The sequence below is a fragment of the Hahella sp. HN01 genome, assembly GCF_018986435.1.
Taxonomy (GTDB): domain Bacteria; phylum Pseudomonadota; class Gammaproteobacteria; order Pseudomonadales; family Oleiphilaceae; genus Hahella.
Window position 1 is genome coordinate 65212 of the sequence record NZ_JAHMIN010000016.1, and the last position, 17070, is coordinate 82281.

Annotated in this window: 14 protein-coding genes; 10 read left to right on the plus strand and 4 right to left on the minus strand. The window is 55.4% G+C overall.

Annotation, left to right across the window (positions count from 1 at the left end; genetic code table 11):
• Positions 1 to 7 precede the first annotated feature (7 nt).
• Together KP814_RS16530 and KP814_RS16535 are read left to right on the plus strand one after the other, a co-directional pair.
• Entirely contained in the window at positions 8 to 559 is a 552-nt protein-coding gene (locus KP814_RS16530; protein WP_253938431.1) for a lytic transglycosylase domain-containing protein, read from the plus strand.
• 131 nt (positions 560 to 690) lie between these two features.
• The gene (locus KP814_RS16535; protein ID WP_216737780.1) at positions 691 to 1263 is read left to right on the plus strand and encodes an NUDIX hydrolase; all 573 of its coding nucleotides are present in this window, start codon (positions 691 to 693) and stop codon (positions 1261 to 1263) included.
• A 6-nt stretch (positions 1264 to 1269) separates the two neighbouring features.
• On the opposite strand, the gene KP814_RS16540 is transcribed toward KP814_RS16535, so the two are convergent.
• The 4 genes from KP814_RS16540 to KP814_RS16555 form a co-directional block, all read right to left on the minus strand.
• Complete coding sequence (locus tag KP814_RS16540; protein ID WP_253938432.1) at positions 1270 to 1494, minus strand: DUF2835 domain-containing protein; 225 nt, start codon at positions 1492 to 1494, stop codon at positions 1270 to 1272.
• Positions 1495 to 1597: 103 nt separating this feature from the next.
• Entirely contained in the window at positions 1598 to 6460 is a 4863-nt protein-coding gene (locus KP814_RS16545; RefSeq protein ID WP_216737781.1) for an NAD-glutamate dehydrogenase, read from the minus strand.
• Between the two features lie 370 nt (positions 6461 to 6830).
• Positions 6831 to 7244, minus strand: coding sequence for a hypothetical protein (locus KP814_RS16550; RefSeq protein WP_216737782.1), 414 nt, complete (start codon positions 7242 to 7244; stop codon positions 6831 to 6833).
• Positions 7245 to 7321: 77 nt separating this feature from the next.
• A complete protein-coding gene (locus KP814_RS16555) occupies positions 7322 to 7789 on the minus strand; it encodes a hypothetical protein (RefSeq protein ID WP_216737783.1) in 468 nt (155 codons plus the stop codon).
• A gap of 387 nt (positions 7790 to 8176) precedes the next feature.
• On the opposite strand from KP814_RS16555, the gene KP814_RS16560 reads away from it, so the two are divergent.
• The 8 genes from KP814_RS16560 (at position 8177) to KP814_RS16595 (ending at position 16956) form a co-directional block, all read left to right on the plus strand.
• Positions 8177 to 9136 carry a MoxR family ATPase gene (locus tag KP814_RS16560; RefSeq protein ID WP_216737784.1) on the plus strand — a complete coding sequence of 320 codons (960 nt, stop codon included), beginning with the start codon at positions 8177 to 8179 and terminating at the stop codon, positions 9134 to 9136.
• A gap of 29 nt (positions 9137 to 9165) precedes the next feature.
• Positions 9166 to 10092, plus strand: coding sequence for a DUF58 domain-containing protein (locus KP814_RS16565; RefSeq protein WP_216737785.1), 927 nt, complete (start codon positions 9166 to 9168; stop codon positions 10090 to 10092).
• Positions 10092 to 10556 carry a DUF4381 domain-containing protein gene (locus tag KP814_RS16570; RefSeq protein WP_216737786.1) on the plus strand — a complete coding sequence of 155 codons (465 nt, stop codon included), beginning with the start codon at positions 10092 to 10094 and terminating at the stop codon, positions 10554 to 10556. Before KP814_RS16565 ends, KP814_RS16570 begins: the two co-directional genes overlap by 1 nt.
• A complete protein-coding gene (locus KP814_RS16575; protein WP_216737787.1) occupies positions 10550 to 11584 on the plus strand; it encodes a VWA domain-containing protein in 1035 nt (344 codons plus the stop codon). Before KP814_RS16570 ends, KP814_RS16575 begins: the two co-directional genes overlap by 7 nt.
• Positions 11581 to 13572, plus strand: a complete 1992-nt coding sequence (locus KP814_RS16580; RefSeq protein WP_216737788.1) for a VWA domain-containing protein — start codon at positions 11581 to 11583, stop codon at positions 13570 to 13572. The genes KP814_RS16575 and KP814_RS16580 overlap by 4 nt, the downstream gene beginning before the upstream one ends.
• On the plus strand, positions 13566 to 15302 hold the full coding sequence (locus tag KP814_RS16585; protein WP_216737789.1) for a BatD family protein: 1737 nt from the start codon (positions 13566 to 13568) through the stop codon (positions 15300 to 15302). Before KP814_RS16580 ends, KP814_RS16585 begins: the two co-directional genes overlap by 7 nt.
• Before the next feature lie 13 nt (positions 15303 to 15315).
• Positions 15316 to 15918 carry a hypothetical protein gene (locus tag KP814_RS16590; protein ID WP_216737790.1) on the plus strand — a complete coding sequence of 201 codons (603 nt, stop codon included), beginning with the start codon at positions 15316 to 15318 and terminating at the stop codon, positions 15916 to 15918.
• Positions 15919 to 16104: 186 nt separating this feature from the next.
• Positions 16105 to 16956 carry an ABC transporter substrate-binding protein gene (locus KP814_RS16595; RefSeq protein ID WP_216737791.1) on the plus strand — a complete coding sequence of 284 codons (852 nt, stop codon included), beginning with the start codon at positions 16105 to 16107 and terminating at the stop codon, positions 16954 to 16956.
• The last annotated feature ends 114 nt before the right edge of the window (positions 16957 to 17070 follow it).

Here is a 17070-nt window from a genome sequence, read left to right on the forward strand (position 1 = left end):
GATGCTCATGCTGCTGGCGCTTGCGCCGGCGGCCTCCTTCGCAGCAGGCCCTCAGGAACCGGACCCAGAGTTGCGGGCCGTATTGAAACGCACGGTCAATGAGTCCAAAAGCTTCATTGACCGCTTTGACGCCGAAGTGTGGCTGGTGGACATGTCCGCCCGTATGGAAAAATACATCAAGGACACCAACAAGCGCCTTGAGCTGCTGAAGCTGGTGCACTTAGAAGCCACCCGGGCCGGACTCAACCCGGAAATTGTCTTGTCGGTCATGCATGTGGAAAGCCGCTTCGACCCCTACGCCGTATCCAGCGCAGGCGCTCGCGGCCTGATGCAGGTGATGCCGTTCTGGATCGATGAAATCGGACGCCCGGAGGACAATCTCCATGATGTCGCCACCAATCTGCGTTACGGCTGCACGATTCTAAAGCACTATCTGGACAAGGAAAAAGGCAACCTGATTCGCGCCCTGGCCCGCTACAACGGCAGCCTGGGCAAAACCTGGTATCCAGAAAGGGTTCTGGTCGCCTGGGAACGTTACTGGTTCGTCAAACACTCCTGATTTCAACGCCAGACTCAATCTACACCATCCAAAACGCCGGCGGAGCTTTTCTCCCCCGGCGTTTTTATTATAAGTTTCCACTCACTCTAATTATTTCGAGCCACTGAGCTTTGTCGCACAAGGAATCCATTATGTCCGACTCCCCTGATATCAACCCCTGGCGCACTCTCTCCAGCAATCAGGTTTATGTTAACCCCTGGATTCAAGTGGAGCACAGGGAGGTCATAGCCCCCACCGGCAAACCCGGTATTTATGGCGTTGTGCATATGAAGAACAAGGCGGTCGGCATCGTGCCGGTCGATGACCAGGGCTACACCTGGCTGGTGGGACAGTATCGCTATGCGACGGAGGGCTATTCCTGGGAGATCCCAATGGGCGGCGCGCCTCACGACGAATGGACGGCGGACGCCGCGCGCAGAGAGCTGCAAGAGGAGACCGGACTGGTTGCCGACGAGCTGTCAGAGTTAATGCGCCTGCACACCAGCAACTGCGTTACTGACGAACAAGGCGTGGTATATGTCGCGCGTAAGCTTACGCAAGTCGGTTGGAATCCGGATGAAACGGAAGAGTTAAAAGTACGACGACTGCCCCTGCAGGAAGCCGTAGACATGGCGCTGAGCGGCGCAATTACGGACGCTATCAGCGTCGCAGCGTTATTGAAAATTGCGCTTCAGCACCCGGACTGGCTGACGCGAAACGAATAAAGCCGGCTAGTAAGCCAATTGCTCAATGGAGTGAAATTTATTGCCGTCATCGAAAGTGATGACGAATGAACCCCGGATACCCTCTCGGGTTACGAAGCGCTGCAGGATATTGGCGGGGAATTGAACCCTGAGCCCTTCCCGGCTTATGGCGTTGACGTTTTTCGCGCTACCGCGATAAACGTTCAAATACTCCTCTGCGGATATATGGATGTCGACGATAATTTGCCGCATCTCCAGACCACTCTGCGGTTTCTGATTAGTTCTCTAAAAATAAACCGGCGCAGCCCTCCTGCTCAAGTAGAGCGAAGCGCTGCGCCGGCGTTACGTTACGTTATCAGATCTTAGTGGTGGCGTGCGAAGTGCTCTGCGCCAGATCCAACAATTCACGCAGGGCCACAGAGTACATGGGGAACTCTGGATCTTTTGTCGCTTTCAGCTCGGTCAACATACCGCGCCAGCGCTCAATCAGGTCCGTATTGCACTCTGACCAGGCGTCAATACGCTGATCAATATCTTCCGGCGCGTCTGTCATGCGCAGGATACCGACCGTCAGAGCACGCTGCTGCCAATCGAGATCCTCACGAAAACTCTCTCTCGCCAGCGCCTGCCAATGCGTCGCAGGCTGCGCGATATTGAGCTGATGCCCGAACCACTGCATATCCAGCCTTTCGCCCATACGGAAGAACATACGCGCCACGTAATCCAGGCTGGCGCTGGTCTGCTCTTGCGCTTCAATGATGCCCAAAGCGGAGTACAGGTACGGCGTTCCCGCTACTGTCGCAGCCAGCTCATCCGGCACGCCGGCCTGACGATAGCCGTCATAGCGCTCCTGCCACAGCTTGAGCTGGTCGCCGGAGAGCAGTTCCTTGAAGTGGTGCGCGATGTAGTCGATGCCAGTGGAGAATTTGTCCATGTTCTCCATGACATTCAGTTCACTGCGACGATTTCTCAGGAACCAACGAGTCGCTCTGCGCACTAAGCGGATCAGTTCGGACATCATTGCGATCTGCATACCGCTGCCGACTTTATAATCCAAGGCTTCGATCGCCGCCCACTGATTCTGCACCTGGAAGACGTTTCTGGCGATGACGTACGCCTGAGCGATCGCCGCCACCGGCGCGCCAGTAGACTGACGCAGACGCTCCACAAAGGTAATGCCCATGTGGTTGACCATGTCGTTGGCGACCTGAGTGGCGATAATCTCGCGACGCAGGCGGTGATCGCGCATCTGACGACCAAACTTATCCACCAGCATCTGCGGGAACTCAGTGTGCAGTTCATTAGCCAGATACTCATGATCCACCAGATCGCTGTCGATCAAGGTCTCTTTCAACCAGCCTTTGACGTAGGAAATCAGCGTACAGAGTTCCGGTCTCACCAGACCGCGCTTCATGGATTTACGCTCGGTGATGGTTTCATCATCCGGAATAAATTCCAGGCCGCGATTCAGCTTACCAATAGACTCCAGGTGGTTGATCAAACGACGGTACTCTTCAATGCGGGTCGCCGCATCAGTCTCCGCAATACTCAGCGCCTGGGTCTGACGGTAGTTGTTCATCAACACCAGATCGGCGACGGAGTCAGTCATGTCCGCCAGCAACTTATTACGCTGCTTCATAGTCATATCGCCGCCGGCGACAATCTCGTTCAGCAGAATCTTGATGTTAACTTCGTGGTCAGAACAGTCCACGCCGCCAGCGTTATCAATAAAGTCAGTGTTCAGGCGACCATAGTTGAGGGCGTATTCGATACGGGCCAACTGGGTCATCCCCAGGTTGCCGCCTTCGCCGATGACTTTCACCTGCAAGTCGCTCGCGTCGACCCGCAGCGCGTCGTTGGCTTTATCGCCTACGTCTGCGTGCGACTCTTCTGAGGATTTCACATAGGTGCCGATACCACCGAACCAAAGCAGATCAACTGGAGCCTTCAACAACTGCGAAATCAGCATGTTGGGAGGCAGGCGGTCCTGCTTGATGCCGAAGCGCGCCTTCATTTCAGGACTGATCGGAATCGACTTGGCGTTGCGCGAGAATATACCGCCGCCCGCCGAAATCAGTTTGCTGTCGTAATCCATCCACGTGGAGCGCGGCAGTTCGAAAAGGCGCTTGCGCTCTGCGAAGCTGGACGCGGCGTCCGGGTTCGGATCAATAAAGATGTGCATATGGTTAAAGGCGGCCACCATGAGAATATGCTCAGAACGCAACATGCCATTGCCGAACACGTCTCCGGACATGTCGCCCACGCCCACCACAGTGAAGTCGTCAGTCGCTGTATTCACGCCCATTTCACGGAAGTGACGCTCAACTGAAACCCAGCCGCCGCGAGCGGTGATGCCCATCTTCTTGTGGTCGTAGCCCTGGCTGCCGCCGGATGCAAACGCGTCGCCCAGCCAGAAGTTGTACTCTTCCGACAATGAGTTGGCGATGTCGCTGAACGTTGCAGTGCCTTTATCCGCCGCCACAACCAGGTAATAGTCGTCTTCATCGTGACGCACCACGTCCAAAGGCGGAACCACTTCGCCACTGGACAGATTATCGGTGACATCCAACAAGCCGCGAATAAAGGTTTTGTAGCAAGCGATACCTTCGTTCAGCATGGCTTCGCGATCATTCTCAGGCAGCTGTTTGGCGACGAAGCCGCCCTTGGCGCCTACCGGTACGATAACGGAGTTCTTGACCTGCTGCGCCTTCACCAGACCCAGCACTTCCGTGCGGTAATCCTCAAAGCGATCGGACCAGCGCAGACCGCCACGGGCGACTTTGCCGCCACGCAGGTGCACGCCTTCCACACGAGGGGAATAGACGAAGATTTCGAACATCGGCAGCGGCAGCGGCATTTCCGGAATGTCGCGGGGGCTGAATTTGAAGGACATGTATCCCTTCACGCCGTTGTCTTCGCCACGTTGATAATAGTTGGTGCGCAGCGTCGCCTTGATCAGTTCGACAAAACGGCGCAGTACGCGGTCTTCGCTCAAGTGCTCTACTTCGTCCAGAGCCTGGTTGATCTCAATCTCCAGCTTCTGCTGCGCAGCGCCGCACTGGGCTTCGCTCTGAATTTTCGCTGGATTGAAACGGGCTTCGAACAGCTCGTAAATGGACTTGGCGATATGAACGTGGTTAACCAGAGTATTGGCGATAAAGTCCTGGCTATAGCTGAAACGGATCTGACGCATGTAACGGGCGTAAGCGCGGAGCATGGCGATCTGTCGCCAATCCATCTGCGCCGCCAACACCAGGCGGTTGAAGATGTCGTTCTCAGCTTCATTGGTCCACACTCGCAGAAAAAGCTCTTCGAACTTCTTGCGAATTTTCTGGATGTCGATCACTTCGCCGCCACGGCTTTGCAAAGAGAAGTCATGAATCCAGACCACTTTGCCGTTACGGTCAATCGCTTCAAACGGGTGCTCGCCCAGCACTCTCAGACCGAGGTTTTCAAACAGCGGCAGCACGTCCGATAACGGCACTTGCACAACCCCGTGGAAAAGTTTGAAGTGCAGAATGCTTTCGTCTTCTTCCAGTGCGCGATAGAAACTCATCGCCAGCGGACGCTCATCGCTCAATGAGGCGATATGCTCGATATCGATCACCGCGCGGCGAGGTGAAAATTCCTCTCTGTACGCGCCATTGAATGCATTGGCGTACAGATGAATATAGGAGTTAGCCTGTTCTTCGCCATGCGCTTCGTACAAGCTCTCCATCAGGCCATCCTGCCAGGACTGAGCAGCCGCGATGATGCGCTCTTCCAACTCTGCTGGACGCAGGTCGCGACGCTCCGCTTGCGGTACGCGCAGGTTGAACTGCGTACGCGCCAGCACGGACTCGGAGAAATAAGTGGTGAACTCGACGTCTTCCGCGCCAGTGGCTTTAACCAGAATATCGGAAATTCGCAGACGCAGATCGGTGCTGTACAGATCTCTCGGCACATACACAATGGCGCTGACAAACTGTCCGTACACGTCCTCGCGAATAAACAGGCGAATTTTGCGACGCTCCTGGATATACAGAATACCCATAGCCACGTCGAACAAATCATCGCGCCCCAACTGGAACAGCTCATCGCGGGGATAAACCGCCAGAATCTGATCCAACTCTTTACCCGCGTAATCGCTGGGGTTGAAGCCAGAGCGCTTCAGGACGTGTTTAACCTTACGTCTGACCAATGGGATATCATCAGGACGCTGGTGGTAAACCCGTGAGGTATACAGACCCAGGAAGCGACGCTCCCCGATGACTTCGCCCTGCTCGTTGAACTTCTTCACTGACACATAGTCAGGATAAGCGGGACGGTGCACCCGCGAGCGCTGCGACGATTTGGCGAAGGTGAAAATCTCGGATTGCAGCATCTGACGACGGGCTTTCTGCGGCAGATCGCTCATCTTCATCATTGCGGGACGTTCTGGATGGCTCTTCAAGATACCCAGTTCAGAACCCGCAACCTGCTGAATGATGGTGTCCTTGCCCGCCTTCTTGAATTGATACTCGTCGTAGCCAAGGAAGGTGAAATGGTCTGCCGCCAGCCACTTCAGAAACTCGCTCGCTTCTTTTAAATCCGTCTTTTTGACATTGGGAATATCTTTCTCGAACTCGCTGATGAGTTCTTGCGCGTGCGACTTCATTTTTTCGTAGTCGCCCACTGCTGTGCGCACTTCTCCAAGAACTGTCTCCAGTTCATCTTTGATGCGCTGGTGATCAGCGGGATCGTTATGACGATCGATCTCCACATACACCATGGACTCGCCCAGCTCCCGCGCCGGCTCTTCGTCACGGCCGATAACGCGTTTGAGTTTGGCGGAACTGTCACGCTCGATGTACAGAACCGCATGCTGAATGGAGTGCAGCGTCAACTCCATGCGGTTCAGCCCCATACGCACCGAGTCAACGATAAAGGGAATGTTGTTGTGAAGTATGCCAATGACAGTGTGGGTGGATTGCCAGCCGTGCGTTTCCAGGTCCGGGTTGAATACGGTGACCTTGGGCTGGTCTTGATGATGATCTTGCAGGAAGTGCCAACAGGCGACGACTGCGCCGTAGATATCCGCCAGACGGCGACTACGGATTTCGTCCAGAGGCGACATTTCGAGATAAAGCCGGGCGAACCGGTTCACATCCTCCGCTAAGCCAGGTTCCAGTTTCTTTTTGAACTCCTCCTCTAAAAGCTCAAAAAACTGCTCCCTGGTCTCTACGCTAATCTGCTTCATTAAATTTGCACCTTTTTATTATTGGCTCAAAAAAGCAACGACCCCAAAACTTCTTTTACAACGAGGCAGTGAACTGAAAGAGATGACGCCTGCAGTTTTAAGAATAGTTCAGGTATTGAAATCTGTTTATGCTGTTTGGGAGCCAAGAGCCTAGCAGGGCGGATACGCGTTTTTAATACAGTTTAGTACCTACTACAAAAGATCAAAAATCGCCGCTAACGAAATTTTTTTCTTATTTGTATCATAGAGTTGCAGAGCACACTTTGTGGAAAAGCGCCCCTGCGCCGCCTTTGCGATAAGTGGAAATACCTAGGCAATAACACGCAGGAAAAAGAACGGATTTTAACCACCCCATTTAACCGCCGCGTTATCAGACCTCTTCGACTTTAATATTTGGATATGACGCCTGTATTTTACCGATCAGCGTTTTGATATGAGGCAGGAATTTTTTGGCGAAGGGAGCTTCCTTTGCATAGGGGTAGACGCCTTCAAAATACACAAAAGTACGGCTGTAACGTATCAACTCGACCTTAGAGATAAAAACCTCTATAGGATGCGCCCCTTTACGTTCAGGACAAAGATTAAACACCACCCTATCCCCGTCATACGACAACAATGCGTCCAACACCCAGCGATATTGGGTTCGTCGCGCAATACGCCAAAGCGCGCCCAATCCAAGCAAAATGGCCAACAGACCCAGCACCGGATAGGGACTCCATAAGTTATGGCCGGATGTAAAAATCAATAGCCACACAGCCCCAAGCGCTATTTTTTCCAGCCACAAAGACGTCTCTTCAGAGGCCACTTTTCTCCATCTTTCAATTTTCATACATCCGCCGTTAACAACTACTATTCCAACTACTACTGCGATTCGAAATGAATATCAGGTCGCGCAGCCCGGATACTCTCAATTAATTGCCCTACATGAGGCCGAAGACTTTTCTGGATATCCACATACTTTGAGTATGGGTACGCGCCTTCAAAGCAGATGAACTTTTTCCCGTAGGTAATCTTTTTCACCCTCTCCAATACAACCTCAACAGTTCGTGTCTGAAACCCATCTTTCTGCTCAAATACAAGCTGGTCGCCATCGTACTTTAACAAGACGACCTCTACCCAACGGGTCTTTTCGCGACGCTCTATCTCAATACACGCCAGCACACTAACCATAGCCAGGATAAGAGCCGCCGCCCAATACTCATCTAGGAGCGACTTGTCGACGAAAGCTCCGCCGAACAGGAAAAATATCGCAGAGATTAAGAAAACGGACTTACTGAAGATTGGCTGCCGTTCGTAATAGCGTTCAGCCCTTGTTTCTTTGATTTCCACGAACAACTCCAACGCGCATATCAAAAGTGGGTAGCTGCGCCACTCTGGCTTAATCAAGGTTAAAAAATCTTAACCACCCTTGAATCAGTATTCTACAGCACGCACTTTGAAAACATGAGAGTTAGGCAGCTTTGGTTTCTCAATGCGCAACTCGCTTGTCGCTTGAGAACGACGGCTGGGGTCGCACCGATAGTTTATTGTTATGACGAATAATTAATAACGAAACAAAGTTAATTATTGCAGAATGCTTTCACGTTGGCGCTGGACGCCTGCAGCCGAGTTTCCTAACATCTTAAGCCCGCTACAGGCCCGGAACCTCCGGCGGATGCGTCGAGGGTTTGTTGACGTTTTTGGAAGAACAACGCAAACACTGGTATTAGGTTAAGCATGTCCTTACAGGCCACTCTTCTCGATCTAAAGAACCAACTCAGTGAATCCATTATCGGACAGTCGCACCTGCTCGATCGGTTGCTGATATCTCTGCTCGCTGACGGCCACTTATTGGTCGAAGGGGCGCCCGGTCTCGCCAAGACCAAAGCAATCAAAGAACTGGCTTCCAATATTGAAGGCGACTTCCAGCGCATTCAGTTCACTCCCGATTTACTGCCCGCGGACATCACCGGCTCCGACATTTATCGTCCGGAGACCGGGAACTTTGAGTTCCGTAAAGGCCCGATTTTTCACAACCTGGTGCTGGCGGATGAGATCAACCGCGCCCCCGCCAAAGTGCAAAGCGCGCTGCTGGAGGCCATGGCGGAGCGACAGGTTACCGTGAGCGGACGCAGTTATCCGTTAAACGGCCTGTTTATGGTCATGGCCACGCAGAACCCCATCGAGCAGGAAGGCACCTATCCATTGCCGGAAGCGCAGCTGGACCGTTTTCTGTTGCATGTCCGCATTAATTACCCGGACTCAGAGTCCGAGCTGAACATTTTGCGTCTGGCTCGCCATGAGGCGGCGGGGCCTAAAGTCAAAGAGACTCAACCTCTGGAGCAGGAAGCCATTTTCCAGGCTCGCAAAGAAGTATTGAACGTCTATATGGCCGACTCTGTCGAGCAGTACATCGTTCAGATCATCATGGCGACCCGTTTCCCCGAAAAATACGACGCCAAGCTGGCGGAATGGCTTGAGTACGGCGGCAGCCCCCGCGCCACCATCGCCCTGGATCGATGCGCCCGCGCGCACGCCTGGCTGAACGGCAAAGATTTCGTGGCCCCTGAAGACGTGCAGGCGATGGCCTTCGACGTTCTGCGCCACCGTCTGATCACCAGCTTCAAAGCGGAAGCGGAAGGGGTATCGACAGACAAAGTCATCGCCCGTTTGCTGGAGCAAGTTCCCGTTCCCTGACAATAATCCTGCAGCGCCCACAGGACACAATGAATCAACATCGCGTTTACTGCCAATTGGATGAACTCATTCAACTGCGCATCGCCGCCGCCCGACTCAGCTTGCGCTTTGATCCGCGCAAACTGCAGCAGCAGGCGGGGGCGCATTTGTCGCGCTTTCGCGGGCGCGGTATGGATTTCGCCGAATATCGTCCTTATCAGGAAGGCGACGATCCCCGCTCCATTGACTGGAAAGTCACCGCCCGCCGCAGTCGCCCGTTCACCAAAGTTTTTCACGAGGAAGTTGAGCGTCCGATACTGATTCTGGTGGATCAGTCCATCAGTCTGTTTTTCGGCAGCCGTCGCGCCTTCAAATCTGTGCTGGCGGCGGAAATCGCTTCTCTATTGGCCTGGGCCGGTCTGGCGCAAGGCGATCGTATTGGCGGACTGGTGTTCTCTCATTTGGGACATCAAGCATTGAAACCCTCCCGGCATCCCCGTCAGGCGCTGCGTATTCTGGAGTGCGTCAACTCGTTCAATCAGGCGCTGAGCCTGCAGCAGAGCGAAGCCAGATTCAGTTTTAACGATGCGCTGCTGGAGTTGCGCCGTATCGCCCGTCCCGGCAGCCAATGCTTTATTATTTCCGACTGGCGCCAGTTCGACGCCACCAGCAAAAATCTGCTGTTCGATCTGCGCCGACACAGCCAGGTATTGCCGTTTCAGGTATTTGACCCGTTGGAGCAGACCCTGCCGCCCGGCAACTTTCGCATTACCGACGGAAGCGCCCACCTGGATCTGGACACCCGCAACGAGCGCCTGTCCCAGCGTCTGAAAAATGAATACGAGCAATGGCAAAACCAGTTGCTGCAGGAGCTCGCGTCAATCGGGTTGGCCTGTGCCCGCCTCTCCACCTGGGATGATCCAGCGGAGAAGCTGCACCAGCTGCAGTTTTCCAACGGCGCACGAGGAGCCGCCTGATGGACCCGACGCAATCCTTACAGTTGCTGGATATCATGGAGCCCTCCCCTTCCGGCTGGTGGCCGTTGCCCTGGGGATGGTGGTTCGTCATTCTGGAGTGTTTTTTCGCCCTGTTGGGGCTCATCTGGCTTGGACTATGGCTGTATCGCCGCCACAAGCGAACCAAAGCCTCGCTGACCGTACTGGAACAACACTGGCGCGAATTCAATGACCATGGTCGTCCCGGCGATTTTCTCGCCAACGTCAATCTCGTACTGAAGCGTCATTGCCGCACCTTGGGCCTGCAAGCCGCTCTGCCGCTCTCCGGCGACGCCTGGGGAGCTTTCCTGAAGCAACGTCTGCCCGCAGGTCAGCATAGCCATATCGACGCCTATCTGCGAAGCCTGTACAGCCCGCGCCCAGACCTGCCCCCAGACGCCGCCTACAAAGCTGCGCAACGCTGGATAAGGAGGCTGCGGTGCTGACCCTCGCCTGGCCATGGTTGTTGCTGGCGCTCCCCCTTCCCTGGTTAATGAAAAAGCGCCATAAGAATGAAGAAGGACGCAATCTGGCGTTGCGGGTTCCCTTCTATCAACAGGCCGCGCTGGTGCTGGAAGGCGCCGATGCCGGTTCAAGCAATGCGCCCAGCGGCCGCTGGAGCGCGATACTACAAGTCCTCGCCTGGGCCTTGTTGGTGCTCGCGGTTTGCCGGCCGCAATGGCAGGGCGAGCCCATCCCCATGGACTACGAAGCCCGCGATCTCATGCTGGCGGTGGATATCTCTCCCAGCATGCAGGAAACCGATTTGCAGTTGAAAGGCTATCAAGCCACCCGGCTGGACGTGGTGAAGTCCGTGGTCACCGACTTTATCCAGGTCCGTCAGGGGGATCGTCTGGGATTGATTCTGTTCGGCGCCCAGCCTTACATTCAGGCGCCGCTGACCTACGACCTGATTACCGTAGGCGAACTGCTGAATGAAGCCACCCTGGGCATCGCTGGCAACGCCACCGCCATTGGGGACGCTATTGGACTGGGAATCAAGCGCCTGCGGGAGCGTCCCGCCGACTCCCGAGTGCTGGTGCTGCTGACCGACGGCGCCAACACCGGCGGCGAAGTCTCCCCCGAACAAGCCGCCAAACTGGCCGCTGAAGCCGGCATTAAAATCTATACCGTCGGCGTTGGCGCAGACGAAATCATTCGCCGCGGCATCTTCGGCTACCGCAAGGAAAACCCTTCCGCCGACCTGGACGAAACCCTGCTGCAAAGCATCGCCGACCAGACTGGCGGTAAATACTTCCGCGCCCGCAATACCGGGGAATTAGAGCAGATCTACGAATCCATCAACCAATTGGAGCCGATCAAACAGCAGCAGCGTTTCTTCCGTCCTAAAACAGAGTGGTATTGGGCGCCCTTATTGGCCGCGCTCGCCCTGTTGTCAATTTGCTGGCTGGCGCCCGCCCTCGCCGGATTGACTCGCCGGAGCGCGCCGACGCAGCTGGAGGAGGCGCCATGATGGAGTTTTTGACGCAATTTCACTTCCTACGCCCCGCTCTGTTATTGCTGGCGCCGGCGTTACTGGCGCTGCTGTTTCTTATGCGTCGTCGCAGAAACGGGCAAAACTCCTGGCACACCTTATTACCGCCGGAGTTTCTCGCCGCGCTGAGCGAGACGCCCCCGCAAACAGTAAAACGCAGCAGCTTCTGGTTGTGGCCGCTGATTCTGGTTTTATCCGTCGTCGCATTGGCCGGCCCCACCTGGTCGAAACAGGAAACGCCAGTCACGCTGAAACAAGAAGCGTTGGTAGTCACTCTGGATTTATCCCTTTCCATGCTGGCGACCGACCTGACGCCCAATCGCCTGACCCGCGCCAGACAGAAAGTCTATGATCTGCTTGACGCCCGTAAGGAAGGACAAACCGCACTGGTGGCGTTTTCCGGCAGCGGCCATGTCGTGGCGCCGTTAACCGAAGACGGCAATACGCTGCGCGCCATGCTGCCTGCGCTGGACCCGTTTATCATGCCGGAAATGGGCAGCAACGCCGCCGCGGGTATTGAATCCGCCTTGAGCGTCATCAAGCAGGCAGGCGCCGCTAACGCCCGTATTCTGTTGATCACGGACGGCGTTGAGGAAGTGGATGTGCAGCCGATCAATGACCAGCTCAGCAAAGCCGGCGTATCCATTTCCGTCCTGGGCGTCGGCACCGATGACGGCGGTCCGATCCCTATTCCCAACCGGGGCTTTATCAAACAGGGCGACCAGGTCGTCGTGGCCAAACCGAACTTTGCGTTGATGCGCGAAATTACGGGACGCCCCGGCGACCGCTTCAGCAAAATGACGCTGGACAACGCCGATTTGCGTCGTTTACTGCCCAACGCCAATTCCACGCATTTCAAAGACGCCAATGAGGACAGCACGCTGCAAGGCGAGCAATGGCATGACGCCGGCTACCTCCTGCTGTTAATCGTGATTCCTCTGCTGCTTTGGCAATATCGTCAGGCTGGCGTCGCATTGTGTCTGCTGGTCCTGCTGGCGAAACCGCAAGTCTCTCACGCGGTGGAATGGGAGAACCTCTGGTCCACGCCGAATCAGCGGGGCTGGGAATTCTACCAGGATAAACAATACGAGGACGCCGCGAACGCCTACGACAGCCCAATGGGTAAAGGAGCCGCCTATTTTCGCACCGGCGACTATGCTAAAGCGGAAGCGGAGTTCGGCAAACTGGATTCGGCGAACGCCCATTACAATCGCGGCAACAGTCTGGCCTATCAGCAGCGCTACGAAGAGGCGATCAAAGCTTACGAAGAAGCCTTGAAACGCGATCCAGAGTTGTCAGACGCCGAGGAAAACAAACGTAGGCTGGAAGAGTTTCTGGAACAGCAAAAGCAGCAACAGAACAGTCAGGATCAGAATAAAGATCAGCAGCAATCGGATCAAAAGAACGCGGACCAACAACAGAGTCAGCAGCAGAACTCATCGGATTCGCAAAAGAATCAATCCAACTCGCAGCAGCAAAACGGACAACCCTCCGATCAGGACAACCCAGGGCAACCGGGCCAGCAAGGCGGAGATCCAGGGCGGCGGCAACCGCAAAATCAAAATGCGGATAAGCAGGACGGCTCCTCCGCCCAGGATGCGCAAGAACAGCAAAATGCAGAACAGGCGCAAAACGGGGACAAAGAAGACGAGGCTGATCCCAAAGACGCCGCCTCCAAAGCCGCCAGCGCAGAGCAACAAGAGGCCGACAAAAAAGAGGACGGCAAAGAGGCTCAGACAGCCGGAAAGGTTGGCGAATCTGAAGACGCCACGGATAAAGAGCCGTCGGAAGATGCAACCGCCGCCCCATCAGACAATATTTCATTGAAGGACCAGCAGACAGAGCAATGGCTGCGCAGGATACCTGACGATCCCGGCGGCCTGCTGCGCAGAAAGTTTCTGCAACAATATCAACAAGGCTCGCGTCCTTCTTCGTCCAAACAAGACAGCGGTAGACCCCTATGGTAACTCCTGTAAACCGGATTTTATGCCTGCTCATGCTATGTGTTCTCAGCCTGGGAGCCTGGGCGGAGGACAGCCTGAACGTCAGTGTGGACCGCCAGGAAGTCAGACAGAATGAATCATTGCAGCTGACGATCACCAGCAAGCTGGAAGTTGACTCCGCCCTGGATTTCTTCAATTTGAACACCTTGTCCGTACCACAGCCGGATGTCGGCGAGCTGGACAAAGACTTCGAGGTCATGGACCGTCAGCAAAGCTATCGGGTGCAGATCGAGAACAACAAGAACAACTCCATCATCACCTGGGTCTACACCCTGCTGCCCAAGCGCAGCGGCGATCTGGAGATTCCAGCGGTCAAGTATAAGGACAATGAGTCTCAGCCGATCGCCATCAAGGTGGTTGAGACCAGTCAGCAGGCGGTAGCGAAGGAAGAAAAACCCGTCTTCCTGGAAGCGGAGGTGGACAACAAATCCGTCTACGTGCAGCAACAACTGATTTACACCATCCGCCTGTTCTACAGCGACGATATGCTGCGTGGCGAGTTGACCCACCCTGACCATCCCGACATTCTGGTCAAACAGCTGGGCAAGCAAAAAGAATACACCCGCTACGTCGGCTCCCGCCGCTTCAGCGTTGTAGAGCGACAGTACGTTATCTTCCCCCAGAAAGCAGGCAAGATCGCCATCCCCGAGCAGATTTTCACTGGCACCCTGGCCCAGCGCCGCATCGGTCGCCGTTTCTACAGCGAGGAAAAATCGCCTGCTGTGGAGATAGACGTCAAAGCCCCGCCCGCTTCATTTTCCGGCAAACAATGGGTGCCGGCGCAAAGCCTGAGCATCCGTGACGTGTGGAGTGATCCGGCGCGGGAAATCAAAGTCGGCGACTCCTTAACCCGAACCATCAGCGTGCAGGCGCTGGGCATCGAAGGCGTACAGATTCCTCCTCTCGATAGCGTCAGTGCGGACGGCGTAAAAGTCTATCCAGAGCCTGAAAGTATAGATACGGAAGAGCACGCGGCGGGCGTCACCGGCCAGCGCAAGGAAACCCAGGCCCTGGTGGCGATCAAGCCGGGAACCTACACCCTGCCCGCCGTCAGCATTCCATGGTGGGACGTGACCAATGATGTGGAGCGCGTAGCGACGCTGCCGGAACGCACCATTACTGTATTGCCCGGCGCTCAATCCGCCGTCGTCAATACGCCTGCCGCACCGTCGCAGACAACGCTGGCGGACGACAAAACCGACTTAAGCCTGGACTCAACGCCTGAACCGTTGTCCACGCCCACTTCCGTCCCGTCAGACTCTGGCGTATTTTGGCCCACCCTATCCGGGCTGCTGCTGATCGCCTGGCTGGCCACTTTATACGCTTGGTGGAGAAAGCCGACTATCGCCAAACCTGTCATGCGGGAGCATCCGCGCCAAGGCGCTCAGCATATCGAGTTGAATCAGTTGAAGAAGCTGGCGAAAAGCGATGTCGTCAAGTTCGTGGACCTGTATACCCGCTGGCTGCAGCAAGCCTCCCTGGAACAGCGCTATGCTCACCATGTGCTCAATCAGCTGCGCGAACTCAGTCGGGAGCCGCTCAACCAGCTGCAGCGCGATTTGTATGGGCCGAACGCCCATGCCGCCAATGCGGATTTAAGCGAGTTGGCGCTGAAGCTGGTGGCGAGCAGCGAGCAGGCGATCAAAGCCGAGTCCAATAACCAGGGTGAGCCCGCGCCCTTGTATCCCACTTAGGCCCCCCACTCTCATGGCGGATTTCAGCGTAGAAGCCACTCGACTCGCACACTATGATGGCTGTCGGTATGCCCTGTTTCATCAAGGAACCCCGCTCAGCTATCTCGAAGCCTTACAGCTTCTGGAGGAGAATCCAGCGTTCCGAGCGTTCTTCAATTCGATTTTCGCCTCCGCCGACAGTTCCGGCTATTTCTGGGAATCGCCGCCTTTATCCAGCGCCAATGAGAGCCAGGCTTGTGAGTTTGTCTTGATCAACAGCGGCCCGCTCACACGTCTGCAGCCGGACTGGCGGCCTTTCGCCAAGCCGTTTCGCGCCTCTCGTCAGTCCGATCTGGTGGCCGCATTCAACAATCTGGGCGGCGACGCCCGTCTGGTGGCGCCTCGGCCGCAGACAAAACAGTGCGACTACGCTCATCTGGCCCGCTTTATCCGCAATGCGCCGCCACAACAGGTGGATGCTTTCTGGATATACCTGGCCCGAGAGACGCTGGCGCGTATTGGCGAGCAGCCCGTCTGGCTCAGCACCGCCGGCCTTGGGGTGTCCTGGCTTCACGCGCGCATCTGCGTCACGCCCAAATACTATCGCTACGCACCCTACGCTGCGCACCCCGCGTAGTTCACCACCCGGAAATATTCCCATCACCTGCTAAACTTAATAGATGCGCAGTATTCTCTGTGTCTACCAGTGACTGACTCCTCCTTCATTCACAATAGTCTGAGGGAGTCGCCAGTCCCTGATCCAGCCGCCAGCAAGGGATGTTGTCAAGGAGGGTCCCGGTATTGACGCTTAGAGGCATATTGATTGACTCACATACTTTTTCTAACGCAGCGCTACCTGGCCGGACTGATCTGTCTGCTGACCGCTATCTCGTCTGCGCCGGCCTGGGCTCAAAAAGAAACCGTTAAGCTCAAGGTCGCTCATTTCGTCGAAGCTGGCAAAGACGGCGCTTACTATAGGGAGCTAATAGAAAGCGCACTGTCGCAGGCCGGCTACGAGTACGAAATCATCACCTCTCAGCCATTCCCGCAAAAACGCGTCATTCAGATGTTGGACAAAGGCGACGTCACCATCGCCTGGATGCTTCCCACAGCGGAGCGCGACAATCACCACGTCCGGGTGCCGGTCCCTATCACCAATGGCTTGATCAGCAAGCGGATTATGCTGATCCCGGAAGGTCGTCAGGCTATTTATGATCAGGTTCGCGACCTGGAGGATTTTCGCAACCTGAACAAAGTGGCGGCAATTGGTAAGGCTTGGTACGACCGACGCGTCTGGGAGCATAACCGCTTGCCGGTGATGATCTTTGACGGCGACTGGACCGCAGCATTTCGCCCGCTAGCGCAGGGAAATCGCGGCATTGATTACTTCCCCCGTGGAGCGAACGAAATTATCCGCGAGTCACACAAATATCCCGGCCTGGACATTGAAAAAAACTTGTTGCTGCAATATCAAAGCGACTTCTATTTCTACCTTTCTCACGACGCCCAGTCCCATGTGGACGCGATGACGGACAGCATGAATCGCGCGCGCAGCAGCGGTTTGATAGACCGTTTAATAGAGAAATACTGGGGAGAAGACCTTGCCGAATTGAACTTGTCGCAACGCAGGGTTATCCATCTGGACTCGCCTCCCGAAGAAACCTCGTCACCTTGAGTGGCGCGCGCCCTCACCCCTTCTCTCTCCTATTTATCACTCTCTCCCCTCGCCATGATCAAGCCTTCAAACCGGAGCGCTTAGGGTTTATCCTTGCAGCCCACAACATCAAAG

Bases quoted from the DNA above. Each gene is read 5' to 3' on its own strand.
- KP814_RS16530 (WP_253938431.1), top strand. From the start codon at position 8: ATGCTGCTGGCGCTTGCGCCGGCGGCCTCCTTCGCAGCAGGCCCTCAG.
- KP814_RS16535 (WP_216737780.1), top strand. From the start codon at position 691: ATGTCCGACTCCCCTGATATCAACCCCTGGCGCACTCTCTCCAGCAAT.
- KP814_RS16540 (WP_253938432.1), bottom strand. From the start codon at position 1,494: ATGCGGCAAATTATCGTCGACATCCATATATCCGCAGAGGAGTATTTG.
- KP814_RS16545 (WP_216737781.1), bottom strand. From the start codon at position 6,460: ATGAAGCAGATTAGCGTAGAGACCAGGGAGCAGTTTTTTGAGCTTTTA.
- KP814_RS16560 (WP_216737784.1), top strand. From the start codon at position 8,177: ATGTCCTTACAGGCCACTCTTCTCGATCTAAAGAACCAACTCAGTGAA.
- KP814_RS16565 (WP_216737785.1), top strand. From the start codon at position 9,166: ATGAATCAACATCGCGTTTACTGCCAATTGGATGAACTCATTCAACTG.
- KP814_RS16570 (WP_216737786.1), top strand. From the start codon at position 10,092: ATGGACCCGACGCAATCCTTACAGTTGCTGGATATCATGGAGCCCTCC.
- KP814_RS16580 (WP_216737788.1), top strand. From the start codon at position 11,581: ATGATGGAGTTTTTGACGCAATTTCACTTCCTACGCCCCGCTCTGTTA.
- KP814_RS16585 (WP_216737789.1), top strand. From the start codon at position 13,566: ATGGTAACTCCTGTAAACCGGATTTTATGCCTGCTCATGCTATGTGTT.
- KP814_RS16590 (WP_216737790.1), top strand. From the start codon at position 15,316: ATGGCGGATTTCAGCGTAGAAGCCACTCGACTCGCACACTATGATGGC.